Annotated in this window: 14 protein-coding genes; 12 read left to right on the top strand and 2 right to left on the bottom strand. The window is 58.9% G+C overall.

All coding sequences use genetic code 11. The annotated features are described in order from the left end of the window. The first annotated feature begins 668 nt into the window (after positions 1-668). Entirely contained in the window at positions 669-1976 is a 1308-nt protein-coding gene (locus BN1189_RS15150; protein WP_040229162.1) for a DRTGG domain-containing protein, read from the top strand. Positions 1977-2000: 24 nt separating this feature from the next. Here BN1189_RS15150 and BN1189_RS15145 read toward each other — a convergent pair whose 3' ends face one another. Then, positions 2001-2306 (bottom strand): YtpI family protein, encoded by a 306-nt coding sequence (locus tag BN1189_RS15145; RefSeq protein ID WP_040229160.1) that lies wholly within the window; start codon positions 2304-2306, stop codon positions 2001-2003. Between the two features lie 93 nt (positions 2307-2399). Here BN1189_RS15145 and BN1189_RS15140 point away from each other — a divergent pair, with 93 nt between their 5' ends. From BN1189_RS15140 to BN1189_RS15105, 8 genes are all read left to right on the top strand, one after another. Continuing rightward, positions 2400-3335: a DHH family phosphoesterase gene (locus BN1189_RS15140; RefSeq protein WP_040229158.1), complete on the top strand. Its 936-nt coding sequence runs from the start codon at positions 2400-2402 to the stop codon at positions 3333-3335. Positions 3336-3351: 16 nt separating this feature from the next. Next, positions 3352-6405: a DNA polymerase III subunit alpha gene (locus BN1189_RS15135; protein ID WP_040229156.1), complete on the top strand. Its 3054-nt coding sequence runs from the start codon at positions 3352-3354 to the stop codon at positions 6403-6405. Positions 6406-6519: 114 nt separating this feature from the next. Further along, a complete protein-coding gene (locus tag BN1189_RS15130; RefSeq protein WP_040229154.1) occupies positions 6520-7158 on the top strand; it encodes a FadR/GntR family transcriptional regulator in 639 nt (212 codons plus the stop codon). Positions 7159-7189: 31 nt separating this feature from the next. After that, on the top strand, positions 7190-8032 hold the full coding sequence (gene accD / locus BN1189_RS15125; RefSeq protein ID WP_179860988.1) for an acetyl-CoA carboxylase, carboxyltransferase subunit beta: 843 nt from the start codon (positions 7190-7192) through the stop codon (positions 8030-8032). Position 8033: 1 nt separating this feature from the next. After that, a complete protein-coding gene (accA, locus tag BN1189_RS15120) occupies positions 8034-8987 on the top strand; it encodes an acetyl-CoA carboxylase carboxyl transferase subunit alpha (protein WP_040229151.1) in 954 nt (317 codons plus the stop codon). Between the two features lie 26 nt (positions 8988-9013). Continuing rightward, positions 9014-9973 carry a 6-phosphofructokinase gene (gene pfkA, locus BN1189_RS15115; protein ID WP_040229150.1) on the top strand — a complete coding sequence of 320 codons (960 nt, stop codon included), beginning with the start codon at positions 9014-9016 and terminating at the stop codon, positions 9971-9973. A gap of 19 nt (positions 9974-9992) precedes the next feature. Further along, the gene (gene pyk, locus BN1189_RS15110; RefSeq protein WP_040229149.1) at positions 9993-11753 is read left to right on the top strand and encodes a pyruvate kinase; all 1761 of its coding nucleotides are present in this window, start codon (positions 9993-9995) and stop codon (positions 11751-11753) included. A 52-nt stretch (positions 11754-11805) separates the two neighbouring features. After that, positions 11806-12195, top strand: coding sequence for an FxsA family protein (locus BN1189_RS15105; RefSeq protein ID WP_040229182.1), 390 nt, complete (start codon positions 11806-11808; stop codon positions 12193-12195). On the opposite strand, the gene BN1189_RS15100 is transcribed toward BN1189_RS15105, so the two are convergent. Then, entirely contained in the window at positions 12182-13117 is a 936-nt protein-coding gene (locus tag BN1189_RS15100) for an AI-2E family transporter (protein ID WP_179860969.1), read from the bottom strand. The genes BN1189_RS15105 and BN1189_RS15100 overlap by 14 nt on opposite strands. A 258-nt stretch (positions 13118-13375) precedes the next feature. On the opposite strand from BN1189_RS15100, the gene citZ reads away from it, so the two are divergent. From citZ to mdh, 3 genes are all read left to right on the top strand, one after another. Further along, entirely contained in the window at positions 13376-14491 is a 1116-nt protein-coding gene (citZ, locus tag BN1189_RS15095; protein ID WP_040229179.1) for a citrate synthase, read from the top strand. Between the two features lie 81 nt (positions 14492-14572). After that, positions 14573-15841, top strand: a complete 1269-nt coding sequence (gene icd, locus BN1189_RS15090; protein WP_040229147.1) for an NADP-dependent isocitrate dehydrogenase — start codon at positions 14573-14575, stop codon at positions 15839-15841. Positions 15842-15926: 85 nt separating this feature from the next. Further along, positions 15927-16865, top strand: coding sequence for a malate dehydrogenase (mdh, locus tag BN1189_RS15085; protein ID WP_040229146.1), 939 nt, complete (start codon positions 15927-15929; stop codon positions 16863-16865). Positions 16866-17911: the final 1046 nt, after the last annotated feature.

Below are 17911 nucleotides of genomic sequence, written 5' to 3'. Positions count from 1 at the left end.
CGCCGTGCCGGTCCATTACGACACATCCCCGCCGATCAAGCAGGATCCTGAGCAGTTCAGGAAGATGGCGGAAGGAACCGACGTCCGGATCCTGAAAGCCGGCGAAGGCATCGACCTATAAGATCATTAAGTCTTTGGAAGGCCGGCAGCGGACTGCCGGCCTTCGTCATGCCTAGTTTCGAAGGGGAGTGCGGGAAAGTTTGGCTGTTTATCCGGCGACATGCCGATGGAAATAAAAACCTGGACGACTCGGGGGCGAAAGCGGACGACTCAGGCCGGGATCCGACCGACTCGGGCCCGGAAGCGGACGACTCAAGGGCGAATCCGGACGACTCATCCTGTTGCCGGCGTAAATCCCCGGTGCGTTATCAAATATCTTCTCCAGCCGGGAAAATCAGAGGATGTTCACCAATCGAAGAATAAAATCCACAGAGAATTGGGCATAATTTGGCGCTTGATGAGGCGAGTGTAATCGGAGTGGGCTTGAGTGTAAGCGGAAGGCACCCGAGTGTAATCGGAACAGGGCTGAGTGTTATCGGAGGACAGCCGATTGTAATCACATTCACTTTTCCCGCAGACCGTCTGATGCCTGTCGCCCCTGACCAACCGCCCTCCGCTTTAGTTGTGGTAAGATGGTGTTAGAAATCGGTTGGGAAAAAGGTGACGACGTGGCAACAAAACATGAATTGATCCTGCGCTTCATCGAGGGCCTTCCGGTCGGGGACAAGATTTCCGTCCGCCGGATCGCCCGGGAGATGAGCGTGAGCGAGGGGACGGCCTACCGCGCCATCAAGGAAGCGGAAAACCGCAAACTGGTCAATACGATCGAGCGGGTCGGGACGATCCGGATTGAACAGAAACGAAAAGAGAACATCGAGCGGCTCACGTTCGCGGAAGTTGTGAACATCGTCGACGGGCAGGTGCTCGGCGGACGCGACGGGCTGCATAAGACACTCACCAAATTCGTCATCGGCGCGATGCAGATGGAAGACATGATGCGCTACACCGATCCGGGAAGCCTGCTCATTGTCGGAAACCGGCTGAAAGTCCATGGCAATGCACTGAAGGCCGGAGCGGCCGTCCTGATCACGGGCGGGTTCGATGCGTCCGAAGAAGTGAAGAAGCTGGCGGATGAAGTGGAGCTGCCCGTCATTTCGACGAGTTATGACACCTTTACGGTGGCGACGATGATCAACCGCGCCATCTACGACCAGCTGATCGAAAAGGAGATTCTGCTTGTCGAGGACATTGTCGTTCCCGTTGACGTGACCGCCACGCTGGACGTCGGCGACCATGTTTCGGACTTTCATGCGAGCAACCGCACGACCTCGCACGGGGCATTTCCCGTCACGACGAAAAACGGCCGGCTCGTCGGCATCGTGACGGCCAAGGACGTCATCGGAACCGACGGCAGTGTGCCGATCGAGCGGGTCATGACGCAAAAGCCGATCTCGGCGAACATGAAGATGAGCGTCGCTTCCGCCGCGCACCGGATGATCTGGGAAGGCATCGACCTCATGCCGGTCGTCTCATCGGGAGATATCCTCCGCGGCGTGATCAGCCGGCAGGACGTTTTGAAGGCCCTCCAGGTGGCCCAGCGCCAGCCTCATCAGGGGGAGACGATGGAAGACCTCGTCCGTTCCCAGATGGAAGACGGGCCTGACGGGGAGTCTTCCTTCAAGTTTACGGTGACCCCGAGGATGACGAACCCCCTCGGCTCGCTTTCCCACGGGGCCCTGACGATCATGCTGTCGGAGTCTGCCGACCATCTGCTGAAACGGCGCAAGCGCGGGGAAAGCGTCGTCGAGAACATGACGGTCTACTTCATGAAACACGTGCAGCTTGGAAGCGAAATCCGCGTGGAGCCGGAACTTCTCGACATGAGCCGCCACTTTGCGAAGATGGACTTCACCGTCTATAGCGGAGAGATGCTCGTCGGCAAAGCGATGATGATGTTCCAGGTGTTTGAACGATAAAAAAAGTGATGCACTCAACGTGCATCACTTTTCGTTCAGGCGCCGCTCCTCCTCCAGGAAACCGGCGTAATGGCGGCGGGCCTTCATATTGAAAATAAATACATAAAGCCCGAGCAAGATAAAAATTGCCGAAATGATGTAAGTCGCCGCGCCGCGGAAAAGGAACAGCTGGTTGGCGCCAAACGTGATGAGCAGGGCACCGAGCGCTGCCGATGCGCTGCTCGAGAAGTACTTCCGCTGGGCGGTGAGCGTTGTCCGGAACTGCTTCGTCTTAAAGTAAAGATACGCGATCGCGGAAAAGACGATCAGCGCAATGAGCACAATATTCATTAAATCCCTCCGTTGCAAGCAAAACTGTCCTTATTGTATATCGGATCCGGCCTGAAAGCGAACGGAAATCACCGATTCTGGAGGCAAAATCCCATGAAGCGACAAATCATCGACAAACTCGAACAATACGAAACCATTATCATCCACCGGCATGTCAGGCCGGATCCGGATGCGTACGGTTCCCAGCTCGGCCTGAAAGAACTGATCCGGGCCAATTATCCGGAGAAACGGGTTTTCGCCGCCGGCACCCATGATCCGTCACTCGGATACCTGGGCCGTCCGGAACTTGTTCCCGGCGGAGCCTATGAGGGCGCCCTCGTCATCGTGACCGACACCGCCAATACGGAGAGGATCGACGGTTGCCGGTACCGCGAAGGAGCAGAGCTTTTGAAAATCGACCATCATCCGGATGAAGACCGATACGGGGATATGAGATGGGTCCTCCCCGCGATGAGCTCGACCAGCGAGATGATTTATGACCTGGCGAGGGAAGGGGCGGCTTACCGCGGATGGACGCTGACCGACGTTGCCGCCCGGCTTCTGTTTGCGGGCATCGTCGGCGACACCGGACGTTTCGTCTATCCTTCCGCCTCTCCGGACACATTCCGGGCGGCGGCGGATCTGATCAGCCATGACTTTGACAGGACGGCCCTGTATGATTCCATGTTCGAGATGGATGCCGCGCTTCTCAAGCTGAACGGCTACATCTATCAAAATATGGAGATGGATGAAAACGGGGCGGCCGTCATCCGCATCACGTCCGAAACGATGGAGCGGTTCGGCGTGACGCCGGAGGACACGGCAAAGCTGGTCGGGGCACCCGGTATCGTGAAAGGCATCAAGGCCTGGCTGTTCAAAGTGGAGGAACCGGATCAGATCCGGCTTCGTTTCCGTTCCAAGGGGCCGGTCGTCAACACGATCGCCAAGCGGTTCGGAGGCGGGGGCCATGCGCTGGCTGCCGGTGCATCCGCGAAAGACTGGGCAACGGCGGAAGAGGCGGCGCAGGCGCTCCGCGAAATCTGCCGATAGTGAAGGGGGTGAGGGGATGGCATTCGGATTGGGACAAATCATGACTTCTGATGATCCGCTCCAGAGCCTCATCCGGACGGAGCGGCTCGCCGCCGCGCTGAAAGAAAGAGGTGCCGCCGCAGCCGGGCTCGTCAACACCCGTCTGTACGGCGCCCTCCCGTTCGCCAAGGCCATGCGGGCGGCGGGCATCCGCCCGGTGATCGGCCTTTCGGTCCGGATCGCCGCAGAGACGGGGGAACTCCCGGCTTTCATCTACGCGAAAGATGACCGGGGATACCGCAACCTCGTCAAAATCACGAGCGCGCTCTCCGTCCAGGAACGTTCTGCCCTTCCGCTCCAGTGGGCGAAGGGATACAGGGAAGGCTGCCTGTTCGTGCCGGATCCCGCCTCCATGGAGGAGGGGGATCCGGTTTTGGCCATGCAGGATGTGCTGGAGGCGGTCGGAACCGGGCGGATGATCGCAGGGATTTCCAGGCGCGGAAGCCATCCGCATCCGTCGGAACCGGCGTTCGTCTCGTTTGCGGAGACGTTCGGGGTCCCGATCTGTGCGGTGTCCGTTGCCCGGTATGTCGGCCGCGAAGAGGCATTCGCCTTCCGGGTGGCACGCCTCATCGCGCAAGGTGAAAAGCTTTCGGAAGCGGGAGAGGGTGAAGACCCCGAAGCATCCCTGCCGACGGAAGGCGAGCTGGCCGCGCGTTTCGGCGACCGGCCGGAATGGGTCGAGGCCTCTGCCGAATTTCTTCTCTCCTGCGCGGACACGATGCCCGCCCCGGAAAGACTGATGCCGGCATTTCCGATTGAAGGGGAGCAGACCGCGGACGAGCGTCTCCGCGCCGATTGTCTCGCCGGCCTCGGCCGCCGGATCGGGGAGGTTCCGCCCGATTACCGAGAGCGGCTTGAACATGAGCTCGGGGTCATCGCCGAGATGGGCTACTCCGATTACTTCCTGATCGTCGCGGATTTTATCGCCTTTGCGGAATCGAAAGGAATCCTGACGGGACCGGGGCGGGGCTCCTCCGCAGGCTCTCTCGTAGCATTTTCACTCGGGATCACAGACGTCGATCCGCTCGAATACGGTTTGATCTTCGAGCGATTCCTGAATCCCGAGCGGGTGACGATGCCGGATATCGATGTGGACTTTGCCGACCACCGGCGCCACGAAGTGATCAAGTATGTGGCTCATAAATACGGGCGGGAATATGTCGCGCAGATCATTACATTCGGGACGCTTTCCGCCAAGGCCGCCGCCCGGAGCACTGCCCGGATCTTCGGCTTCCCCGAAGAGGAACAGCGGAACATATCGAAGATGATCCCGAGCCGGCCGGGAACAACTCTCGCCCGTGCGGCGGAGCCGGGCTCTCCCCTGGCGGAGTGGGCAGGAGAGGAGCCGATGCGCCGGAAATGGCTGAAGGCCGCGCTGGCAATTGAGGGAATCCCGCGGAACGCCTCGACCCACGCGGCGGGCGTCGTCCTGTCTCCTGTCCCGCTGATTGAGGCGGTGCCGGTCGAGGCCGGGTCGGACGGCGTCTGGCTCACCCAGTGGCCGATGAAGGAGGTCGAAGAGCGCGGACTCCTGAAAATGGACTTTCTCGGCCTCCGGAACCTGACGCTGCTCGAACGGATGCGCGCCATGATCTTCCATGACCGGAACGAATTCCTCGACTTCGAACGGATTCCGCTCGATGATCCCGCCGCCATCCGTCTTTTCCAGGAGGGCGACATGACCGGGATCTTCCAGTTCGAATCAGACGGGATGCGGGATACGCTCCGCAGGCTCAGGCCGGGCAGTTTCCGGGACATTTACGCGATCACCGCCCTGTATCGGCCGGGCCCGATGGAGAACATCCCGGTTTTCGAACGGAGAATGCACGGCCGTGAACCGGTCCCGTCCATCCATCCGGACGTCGACCCGGTGCTGGCAGAAACATACGGAATCATCGTTTATCAGGAACAGATCATGCAGATTGCGGTCCGCATGGCCGGCTTTTCGATGGGAGAGGCGGATATTCTCCGCCGGGCAGTCAGCAAAAAGAAACGCGACGTGCTTGAGCGGGAGCGCGACCATTTCCTTGAGGGAGCCGCCGGGCTCGGCCATGACCGCAACGCGGCGCTCAAGGTGTATGAGTACATCGTGAAATTTGCGGATTACGGCTTTCCGAAAAGCCACGCAGTCGCTTATTCGCTCATCTCCTTCCGGCTCGCCTGGCTTAAGGCGAATGAACCTGCTTATTTCTATGCGGCGCTTTTGTCCCAGTCTTCCGGAGATCCGGACCGGACTTCCAGGATCGTCATGGAGGCGAGGAGGAAAGGGCTCGTCATCCTTCCGCCGTCCGTCCTCCGGAGCGGGTATGCCTGCCGGGTTGAGGCCGGGGCGATCCGCCTGGGTCTCTCCGCCGTGAAGGGGGTCCCCTCGCCGTTCATCCGGAAGCTCCTTGACGTGAGGAAGCGGTCTGGAAAATGGGACGACCTCTTCGAGATGGCGGCGGCGCTTTCGGCCGTCCACTTCACGCGGTCCGCCGTCGAACCGCTCGCAAAGGCGGGGGCGCTGGATGAATTCCATCCCGACCGGGCGGTGCTGCTCGCTTCGATCGGCGCGGCGGAGTCCTACGCGGAACTGGTCCGGCCGGATGAGGATGAAGACTTGTTCGGCGGTGATCCGGATACGTTCGGCCGCCAGAAATATTCCAAAGCCGGAGAGCTGCCGGACTCCCTGCGGCTCCAGTATGAGCGGGAAGTGCTCGGGTTTTACCTGTCCGAACACCCGTCGGCAAGGCTCAAGCAGGAACGGCCCGGGGAATTCGCCGACATCGGCTCTCTTGACAGGCCTTCAGGCAGGCTGACGGTTGCCGGCATCATCCTCGACATCAAGCGGATCCGGACGAAGAAGGGAGAAGCGATGGCGTTTCTGACCCTGCAGGACGACACGGGGGAGATGCCGTGCACGCTCTTCCCGGGTGAATATACAAAGTTCAACCGGCTGCTCGCCGAAGGGGCGGGCGTCGTCGCCTCGGGCACTTCAGAGCGCCGCAACGGCCGGATCCAGCTCGTCGTCAAGCAGCTGGACGGCTAGAAACTGTACAGTCGACTGTACAGTTTTTTCTTTACTCATTTTTTCCTTTGCGTTATGCTTGAACAATGAGTGGTCAGACCACTTTCAAATAACTGGAATAGAAGGAGCGCGAGGATGGAGGAGACAAAACCGTCCCGGAAGATGTTTCTTGAAATCGTGCAGGAATTGCGCACGCTCATCCGGAATGAGAATATCCGGACAGGTGAAAAACTGCCGTCGGAACGGGTTCTGGCAGAAAGGCTCGGCGCCGGGCGCTCGACCATCAGGGAAGCACTCCGGAGCCTGGAGCTGCTGGGCCTCATCGAGACGAGGCGCGGCGAAGGCACATTTCTGTCGGATTACCGTCAGCACCAGCTCGTGGATGTGCTGGCGGCCTTCATCATGCAGGAGCCGAAATCCCTCGAAGATGTCCGCCTGACCATGCAGATCCATGAAAAGGATGCGGTGCAGCGGGCGGCGGCCGGCCCGGAAATCCGGGAGCTTCCGTTATGGGACAGCCTGGAAGCGGCAGTGTCATCGGATCGTCCGGTCCGGCGGGAGGATATCATCCGGGAAATCCTCGTCGCTGCCGGGAACCGGCTTTCATTGAAAATCTGGTACTTATTGAATGCCTATGCGAAAACACCATATGAAGGAGACGCGGAACCGCCGGAGCGGCCCGTCATCCGAGAAATGATCCTGGCCATCAAAAATGGCAACAGCGCGGCTGCGGCGGATGCCTACACGCGCTGGGCCGGAATGGTACACGGGTAAAGGGGGAACAGAATTGGCCATCATCCGAGAGATGTTCAAGAAAAACAAGAAACGCTATTATACGGTTCCGTCCGAAGCTTCAAAGGACGTGCCGGAGGGCATCATGACGAAGTGCCCGGAGTGCAAGAAGATCATCCTGACGAAAGATCTTCTGAAATGCAATAAAGTGTGCCCGAATTGCGATCATCACATGAAGATGACCGCTTGGGAGCGGGTCGACTGCCTCTTCGATGAGGAGTCGTTCAGCCCGATGGATGAAGACCTGAAAACCTCGAACCCGCTGAACTTCCCGTCCTACACGGAAAAAGTGAACGCGGACGTTGAAAAGACCGGCCTGAATGAAGCGGTCCTGACCGGAATCGGGGAAATTGACGGCAGGCGGACGGCCGTCGCCATCATGGATGCCCATTTCCGAATGGGTTCCATGGGATCGGTAGTCGGCGAAAAAATCACTCGTGCGGTTGAAAGGGCAACGGAGGAAGGCATCCCGTTCATGATCTTCACGGCAAGCGGCGGAGCGCGCATGCAGGAAGGCGTCTTGTCACTCATGCAGATGGCAAAGACGAGCGTCGCCTTGTCGCGGCATGCGGACCGGGGACTTCTCTTCATCTCGGTCATGACCCATCCGACGACGGGCGGGGTTTCCGCAAGCTTCGCCTCTGTCGGCGACATCAATCTCGCCGAACCGAAGGCGCTCATCGGCTTTGCGGGACGCCGGGTCATCGAACAGACGGTGCGCGAAAAGCTTCCCGAAGACTTCCAGACGGCGGAATTCCTGCTGGAGCACGGCCAGCTGGATGCCGTCGTCCACAGGGGAGAGATGAGGCATGTCCTCTCGACGCTCATCCGGTTCCACGGAAAGGAGGCCCGCTGACATGGTGAAGCCATTGCCGTTTGAAGAGCCGGTCATCCGGCTCCGAGAGAAAATTGAAGAGCTGAAAGGGATCACCGATGAAGCGCATGTCGATATGAGCGGAGAGATCGAGCAGCTGGAGGGCCGGCTCGCACGCCTGGAGCAAGAAGTTTACGGAAACATGGAGCCATGGGACCGGGTCCAGGTCGCCCGCCATCCGGAGCGCCCGACAACGCTCGATTACGTCGGTCACCTGTTCACGGACTTCTTTGAACTTCACGGAGACCGGAACTACGGGGACGACGCGGCGATCGTCGGCGGCATCGCTGCATTCGAAGAAACGCCCGTGACCGTGATCGGCCACCAGCGTGGGAAAGATACGAAGGAAAATATCCGCCGGAACTTCGGCATGCCCCATCCGGAAGGCTACCGGAAGGCGCTCCGCCTTATGAAGCAGGCGGAGAAGTTCGGCCGTCCGATCATCTGCTTCATTGACACGAAGGGAGCCTATCCCGGACGTGCGGCGGAAGAGCGCGGCCAGAGCGAGGCGATTGCGCGCAACCTCGTCGAGATGGCGGGCTTGAACGTGCCGGTCATCAGCGTCGTCATCGGCGAAGGCGGGAGCGGAGGAGCGCTCGGGCTTGGAGTGGCCAATCGGATCTATATGCTCGAGAACTCGACCTACTCGGTCATTTCACCAGAGGGGGCAGCGTCGATCCTGTGGAAAGACGCCACGCTTGCCAAGCAGGCTGCGGAAGCGATGAAAATCACCGCAGGCGACCTCAAGGAGATGGAAATCATCGACGACATCATCCCTGAAGTGATGGGCGGCGCCCACCGGGATGCAAGCGCTCAGGCGGAAGAGATCCGCAGCACGCTCCGCGGATCGCTGTCTGCACTCACGGCCATGACCCCGGACGATCTCGTGCAGGACCGCTATGAGAAATTCCGCAAAATCGGCGTCTTTGAGCAATAGGAGAGACTGAAAGGGAGGACCGTGCCATGAAAAAGATTGCAGTGATGACGAGCGGAGGAGATGCGCCCGGCATGAATGCGGCAATCCGGGCGGTTGTCCGGAAAGGCATCTATGAAGGCCTCGAAGTTTCCGGCATCTATAACGGTTACCAGGGGCTGATGGACGGGAAAATCGAACCGCTCTGGGCGGGTTCCGTCGGGGACATCATCCAGCGGGGCGGAACGATGCTGCGTTCTTCCCGCTGCCCGGAGTTCAAGACGCCCGAAGGCAGGGAGAAGGGCCTGCGCCAGCTCAGGCACCACGGCATTGAAGGACTGGTCGTCATCGGCGGCGACGGATCATTCAGGGGAGCGCTCGAGCTGTCCCGGGCGGGCTTCCCGTGCGTCGGCGTTCCGGGGACCATCGACAATGATATCAACGGCACCGACTACACCCTCGGCTTCGACACGGCGCTCAACACGGTCATCGACGCCATCGACAAAATCCGGGACACCGCCACTTCCCATGAACGGACGTTCATCATCGAAGTGATGGGCCGGGACGCGGGTGATCTTGCGCTTTGGGCCGGGGTTGCGGGAGGAGCCGAGACGATCCTCATCCCCGAGCGGCCGCATGATCCGGCTGAAATCGTGAACCGGCTCCGGCAGGGAACGGACCGGGGCAAAAAACATAGTATCCTGATCGTGGCCGAAGGAGTCATGACCGCACAGGAACTGGCCGGAAAGCTGATGGACGTGGCGGGGATCGAGACGAGGGTTTCCGTTCTCGGACACATTCAGCGCGGCGGCACGCCGTCCGGAAGGGACCGCGTCCTCGCCTCCAGGTTCGGGGCACGGGCGGTCGAGGCCCTGATTGCCGGCAGGGCAGGGGTTGCCGTTGGCATGAGAGACCATACAGTGATAGACTATCCACTAACGGAAGTGTTCGATGAAAGGGAGAACAAGGACCTGGCCCTGTTCGATCTTTCAAAAGAACTATCGATTTAACGGATTGGGGCGGATCATGTTGAGAAAGACGAAAATCGTATGCACGATCGGGCCGGCGAGCGAGTCGCCCGAAACCCTGGAAAAACTCATTGATGCGGGGATGAACGTCGCCCGCCTCAACTTTTCGCACGGGGACCATGAAGAGCACCTTTCGCGCATCCGGAATATCCGGGAAGCGGCAAAGCGGAAAAACCGCGTAGTCGGCATCCTGCTCGACACGAAAGGCCCGGAAATCCGCACGCACAAAATGGAAGGCGGCAAGGTCGAGCTGGAAAACGGCCAGGAGATTGCCGTCTCCATGCACGAGGTCCTCGGCAACCATGAAGTGTTCTCCGTCTCCTACGACCGGCTGATCGAGGATGTGCATCTCGGCTCCGTCATTCTGCTGGATGACGGCCTGATCGAACTCGAAGTGACCGGCACCGACCGCGCGGCAGGCCTCATCCACACGGTCGTCAAAAATGCGGGAACCCTGAAGGACAAAAAAGGGGTCAACGTCCCCGGCGTGTCTGTCCAGCTTCCGGGCATCACGGAAAAAGATGCGAATGACATCCTGTTCGGGATCCGGAACGGCCTCGACTTCATCGCCGCTTCATTCGTCCGCAGGCCGTCGGATGTCATGGAAATCCGCCATCTTCTGGAGAACAACGACGGCGGTCATATCCAGATCATCCCGAAAATCGAAAACCGGGAAGGCGTCGACAATCTGGACGCAATCATCGCCGTCTCGGACGGTCTGATGGTGGCCCGGGGGGATCTCGGAGTGGAGATTCCGGCGGAGGAAGTCCCGATTGTGCAAAAGCAGATGATCGAGAAGTGCAACCAGGCCGGCAAGCCGGTCATCACGGCAACGCAGATGCTCGATTCCATGCAGCGCAATCCGCGCCCGACCCGCGCGGAAGCAAGCGATGTGGCGAACGCCATCCTTGACGGCTCTGACGCCATCATGCTGTCGGGAGAAACGGCGGCAGGCCAGTACCCGGTCGAGTCGGTCCTGACGATGGACCGGATTGCCAAGACCGCAGAGGCGGCGGTTGACTACCGTTCCGTCATTTCGAGCCGGCGCCGTGAAAAAGAAGGAAACATGACCGAGGCGATCGGCCAGGCGGCGGCTTACACGGCCGTCAACCTGAACGTCAAGGCTGTGCTTGCACCGACGGAAAGCGGGCAGACCGCCAAGATGATCGCCAAGTATCGCCCTGGCTGCCCGATCATCGCCGTCACGGCTTCCGACCGGTGCTCGCGCAGGCTGACGCTTGTCTGGGGCGTGTATCCGATTGTCGGCGAACGCGTGTCCTCGATCGACAGCATCCTGGAAATATCCGTGGAAGAAAGCATCAAGCATAAATACGTCACCCACGGGGATGTGGTGATCATCACTGCGGGCGTGCCGGTCGGCGAAGCCGGCACGACGAACCTGATGAAAATCCATGTGATCGGCGATCTGCTGGCAAAAGGCCAGGGCATCGGGAAAGCCGTCGCCTTCGGGCAGGCTGCCGTCGTCCGCAGTGCGGAAGAGGCAACCGCCCGTGACATGACCGGCAAGATCATCGTCACATACGGAACGGACCGGGACATGATGCCGGCAATCGAGCAGTGCGCGGGCATCATCACCGAGGAAGGCGGACTGACCAGCCACGCGGCGGTCGTCGGATTGAATGTGGGCATCCCGGTCATCGTCGGCGTGAAAAACGCGGTCAGCGATATCGGGGACGGTCAGGACCTGACGATCGACGCCGAAGCGGGCGTTATCTACAACGGCCATGCCTCTGTCCTGTAATTGAAACCAGCGCCCTCCCGGTATGGAAGGGCGCTTTTTGGAGATGATGATCATGAAATGGCTGTTTATCCTATTTATCGTGGTCCCGACTTCCGAGCTGGCGGTGCTTCTGTACGCAGGCAGCAAGATCGGCGTGTTTCCGACGATTGCCATCATTTTGCTGACGGCGGCGGCCGGTGCCTGGCTCGCGAAAAGCCAGGGACTCATGGCCTGGCGGGAGCTGCAGAGAAGGGCGGCGGCAGGCGAGCCGCCGGGCGAGGCGGCCGTGGACGGCCTGTTCATCCTGATCGGCGGGCTTTTTCTCCTGTTCCCCGGGTTCATCACGGATGCACTCGGCCTGCTCCTTCTTCTGCCGCCGACGAGGCGGGCATTCCGCCCGGTGCTCTACCGGCAGCTCCGCAAGAAGATGAAGAACGGGTCGATGGTGATCATCCGCCGTTGAAGGCCGGCAGCATCTTGAGCCGCGCTGCGGCAAACAGCAGCACGGGGCTGAGCAGCATGCCCGGGATTCCGAACACGAGAATCGAGGCCGCCGCGATGAAAAAGGCCTGAGCGGGCCGGAGCTGGAGCGTGGAGGCCCACAGATGGGACTCTGCGATCTGCCGCGTGAGAAGGATGAATGCATACAGGAAGGCGATCGCCGTTCCGAGAACCGCATGACCGGCTGCAAACTGGTAGGCCGCCATCGGAATCAGGAAGATTCCGATCCCGAGGAACGGCAGGCTGTCGGCCAGCGCAATGAGGAACGCCTTGCCGGCCGGAGCGGGGAAGCCGAGGGCCGCCAGCCCGGCCGCGAGGATGAGGAAGGTCAAGAAAGTAAGACGCAGTTCCACGGAAAGGAATGTTCCGAAGAGGGTACCTCCCTCGCGGAACATTCCTTTTGCTTTCCCGCGGGAACGAACAGGCAGCAACGAAGTGAACCAGAGCCGGTCACGGGAAGATTCATAAAGAGCGAAATAGAAGCCGATCAGAAAGATGAAGAATGAGAAAAGCCGGCTGAACGCGGTCTGGATCATGCCTGCGGACGACTCCAGCAGCTTTTCTCCCGCCGCCGCGATGGCCGTGTCGGCATACGCCAGAAATTCCTCGGCCACCGGATGCCGGAGATCCAGCACCGAAAAAGCCGAACGGATCTCGGGGATGATGGCGATCGTCTCCCGGACGGCGAAAAGGGCGACGGAAACGATGGCCGCCAAGATGAACAGCTCGGTCAGCAGCGCGCCTGCAGAAGGCGGCAGGCCGAGCCGGGAATGAAGCCAGCGCACGGCAGGAGCCGCCAGATAGCCCGATATGACGGCAAGTGCCAGGGGCGGCACGGCGAAGCAAAGACCTGCCGCCAGCGCGATCGGAAGCCATGTCTTCAATGCCTCCATGATTGGATTCATCGGTTTGGCCAAGTCGGGACCCCACTTTCAGCCGGCCTCCAGGATCAAACAGACGGCGGTTCGTCTGTTTTGGCCGGCAAATGAATTAATTCGGGCGTTTTCATTCACAAAATTGTTATATATGATTATAATGGGCTTGTAAGCGGTTAAAAGAATGTACACAAACACAGAATGCCATTGCTTTGCCTTTTTTCAATGAAGGCAGCGGGCAAAACGCAAAAGGAAAGGGAGATCGATATGACGTCTACACGTGGACTGGAAGGGATCGTGGCAACACAATCCTCCATCAGCTCGATTATCGACGATACTCTTACATACGTCGGTTATAACATCGATGACCTGGCAGAGAATGCAAGCTTTGAAGAGGTCGTCTACCTCCTCTGGCACCAGCGCCTTCCAAAGCAGGACGAGCTTAATGAACTGAAACAGCAGCTCGCCGACGAAATGACCGTGCCTCAGGAAGTGTACGACCACTTCAAGACTTACCCGATCAAGCAAGTGCACCCGATGGCGGCACTCCGCACAGCAGTCTCGCTTCTTGGATTGTATGACGAAAAAGCGGAAGACATGTCCGACGAAGCCAACTACGGCAAAGCGATCAAGCTGCAGGCGAAAATCGCGACGATCGTCACGGCATTCGCACGCATCCGCAACGGCCAGGAGCCGGTCCTCCCGAAAAAGGACCTCAGCTATGCGGCCAACTTCCTCTATATGCTCAAAGGCGAGGAACCGGAAGCGATTGAAGAGGAAGCATTCAACAAAGCGCTGGTCCTCCATGCCGACCACGAGCTGAACGCTTCGACGTTCACGGCGCGCGTCTGCGTGGCGACGCTGTCCGACATGTACTCCGGCGTGACGGCTGCAATCGGCGCCCTGAAAGGCCCTCTCCACGGCGGCGCCAACGAGCAAGTCATGAAAATGCTGACCGAAATCGGCACGCCTGAGAATGTCGAGCCGTACATCCAGAACAAACTCGACAACAAAGAAAAAATCATGGGCTTCGGCCACCGTGTCTACCGCAAAGGCGACCCGCGTGCCAAGCACCTCCGCGAGATGTCCGAAAAGCTCACGAAACTCCGCGGGGAAGAAGACCTGTACAAGATGTCCATCCAGATCGAAGAACTCGTCACCGGCCAGAAAAATCTGCCGCCGAACGTCGACTTCTACTCGGCATCGGTTTATCATTCGCTCGGAATCGAGCATGATCTGTTCACGCCGATCTTCGCGGTATCCCGCGTGTCCGGCTGGATCGCCCATATCCTTGAGCAGTACGCGAACAACCGCCTCATCCGTCCGCGTGCGGAATACACAGGCCCAGGCATGCAGACCTACGTTCCTGTAAACGAACGCTGAGTCTGATACAATAGAATCATTCGGGACGGCCCCGGCCGTCCCATAATTATGCATAGACCCAACCACCAGGAGGAATCGCAAATGGCAAACGGCGAAAAGATTACTGTAACGAACGGCAAACTCAATGTTCCGGACGCTCCGGTCATCCCATTCATCATCGGCGACGGCACGGGCCCGGATATCTGGCATGCAGCGTCCCGCGTTCTCGAAGCTGCAGTCGAGAAAGCATACGACGGCAAGAAACAGCTCGTATGGAAAGAAGTGCTCGCCGGCGAGAAGGCGTTCAATGAAACCGGCAACTGGCTCCCTGATGAAACCCTGAAGACGATCGACGAATACCTGATCGCGATCAAAGGACCGCTTACAACTCCAATCGGCGGCGGATTCCGTTCCCTGAACGTGGCCCTGCGCCAGGAACTCGACCTGTTCGCTTGCGTGCGCCCGGTCCGCTACTTCGACGGCGTTCCTTCGCCTGTCAAGCACCCGGAACACACGAACATGGTCATTTTCCGTGAAAACACGGAAGATATCTATGCCGGCATCGAGTACAAGGAAGGGACGCCTGAAGCCAAAAAGGTCATCGACTTCCTTCAAAACGAAATGGGCGTCAAGAACATCCGCTTCCCTGAAACTTCCGGCATCGGCATCAAGCCGATCTCCGAAGAGGGAACGAAGCGCCTCGTCCGTTCCGCGATCGAGTATGCGCTCGCCGAAGGCCGCAAGTCCGTCACGCTTGTCCATAAGGGCAACATCATGAAGTTCACGGAAGGCGCGTTCAAGAACTGGGGCTACGAAGTGGCCGAGCAGGAATTCGGAGACAAGGTCTTCACGTGGAACGAATACGACAAGATCAAGGATGCGGAAGGCACGGACGCTGCAAACAAAGCACAGTCCGACGCAGAAGCTGCCGGCAAGATCATCATCAAAGATGCCATCGCCGACATCTTCCTTCAGCAGATCCTGACACGCCCGAAAGAGTTCGACGTCGTGGCGACGATGAACCTGAACGGCGACTATATTTCCGACGCGCTTGCTGCGCAAGTCGGCGGAATCGGCATCGCCCCTGGTGCGAACATCAACTACATCACGGGCCACGCCATCTTCGAAGCAACGCACGGCACGGCGCCGAAATATGCGGGCCTTGATAAAGTCAACCCGTCTTCCGTTCTCCTTTCCGGCGTCATGATGCTCGAACACCTCGGCTGGAAAGAGGCGGCCGACCTCATCACGGCTTCCCTCGAGAAGACGATCGAATCGAAAGTCGTCACGTACGACTTCGCCCGCCTCATGGAAGGCGCGCGTGAAGTGAAGACTTCCGAGTTCGCAGACGAACTGATCAAGAATCTTTAATGATAGAACGGGAATAGATAAGGGGGAGCCTGGCTCCCCCTTATTTTCTGATTCCGAACCTATTACCAAAGGAGTGTGTTCCGGTATGTCCATGAAACGTAAAAAGATCTCGGTCATCGGTTCAGGGTTCACGGGCGCGACCACGGCATTTCTAATCGCCCAAAAAGAGCTTGGGGATGTAGTCCTCGTCGATATCCCGAACATGGAAAATCCGACGAAGGGCAAGGCGCTTGACATGGCGGAGTCCGGTCCGGTGCTCGGCTTTGACGCGAACATCATCGGCACTTCCGATTATGAAGACACAAAAGGGTCCGATCTCGTCATCATCACTGCGGGAATGGCGCGGAAGCCGGGGATGAGCCGGGACGACCTCGTCCAGACCAACCAGAAGATCATGCGGTCCGTCACCGCGGACGTGGTGAAGCATTCGCCGGACACGACGATCCTCGTGCTCACGAACCCGGTGGATGCGATGACCTACACCGTGTATAAGGAAAGCGGGTTGCCGAAAGAACGGGTCATCGGACAGTCCGGCGTCCTGGACACGGCACGCTTCCGGACGTTCGTCGCCCAGGAACTCAACCTGTCGGTGAAGGATGTCACCGGCTTCGTCCTCGGCGGGCACGGCGACGACATGGTCCCGCTCGTCAGGTATTCCTACGCGGGCGGCATTCCGCTTGAGACGCTCATTTCAGCGGAGCGGCTCGAGGAAATCGTCGACCGCACACGCAAAGGCGGCGCCGAAATCGTCAATCTCCTCGGCAACGGATCCGCCTACTACGCTCCCGCCGCGTCCCTCGCGGAAATGGGCGAAGCCATCCTGAAAGACCAGAAGCGCGTGCTTCCGTCGATCGCTTATCTCGAAGGCGAATACGGGATGGACGGCATCTACATGGGCGTTCCGACAGTCCTCGGTGCGGGCGGCATCGAAAAGATCATCGAACTGGACCTCACCGAAGACGAAAAGGCGAAGCTCGCAAAGTCCGCCGAATCCGTCCGCAATGTGATGAACGTTCTGGAATAAGTGTTTTTAAAGCCCTTCCCGTCTGATCGGGGAGGGCTTATTTTCGTTGCTGAGGAGGAGGCGAGTGTGATCGGAGCATGGCCGAGTGTAATCGGAGGAAGGCCGAGTGTGATCGGAACGGGACCGAGTGTCATCGGAGGAAGGCCGAGTGTCATCGGAGCGGGGCCGAGTGTGATCGGAGGACGGCCGAGTGTGACCGGAGCGGGCCCGGGTCCAATCCCGTTAACTTTTCTCGCAGGTGTCTCGCAGATTTCTTCTCCATTTAAAAAGAATTTACACAAGACTATGGACTTGACTCAGAGGATCCGACACCATCTCTGAATCTTTCGTTCATACTCCGAATTTCCGGTCCATGCCCCGAAAATGTCATCTATACTCCGAATTTCCGTTCCATGCTCCGAAAATATCGTCCATACTCCGATTTTCCGATCCATGCTCCGAAAATGTCGTCCATACTCCGATTTTCCGATCCATGCTCCGAAAATGTCGTCCATACTCCGATTTTTCGATCCATACTCCGAAAATGTCATCTATACTCCGAATTTCCGTTCCATGCTCCGAAAATATCGTCCATACTCCGATTTTTCGATCCATACTCCGAAATTGGTTCCCATACTCCGAATTTCCGGTCCATGCTCCGAAAATGTCGTCCATACTCCGATTTTCCCCTCTTCGCAAATGGCCCTAAGCGGATTCGCACTAATTCTTGGACATAATTGCATGCACCGCTAACTGAAAAAAGGCGCAGGTTCCGCTCTGCGCCCCTCTCTCCGGCAAGAACCCGGATGTAGCGGCAGTGCCGCAATGCGGCAGGCGACGCCGTGGAATCCGCTCCGGAGCGTCACACACTCCATGCCACACACCAAGGAAACGGCGAAGGCTCCGCTCTGCGCCCCTATCCCTGCAAGAACCGGATGAAGCGGCAGAGGACGCTGCGGAATCCGCTCCGGAGCTTCGGCGAAAAGCGGGGGCCACGGCCCAAGCCGTCCGTCGGCACAGAGCGTCACCCACTATTCTCTTCACACTCTCCCGTGCGTGAACTTGCT

The sequence above is a fragment of the Bhargavaea cecembensis genome (assembly GCF_000826125.2).
GTDB classification, from domain to species: Bacteria; Bacillota; Bacilli; order Bacillales_A; family Planococcaceae; genus Bhargavaea; species Bhargavaea cecembensis_B.
Note: the sequence above shows the minus strand (reverse complement) of the source record. Positions and strands in the feature narration are given on the sequence as shown.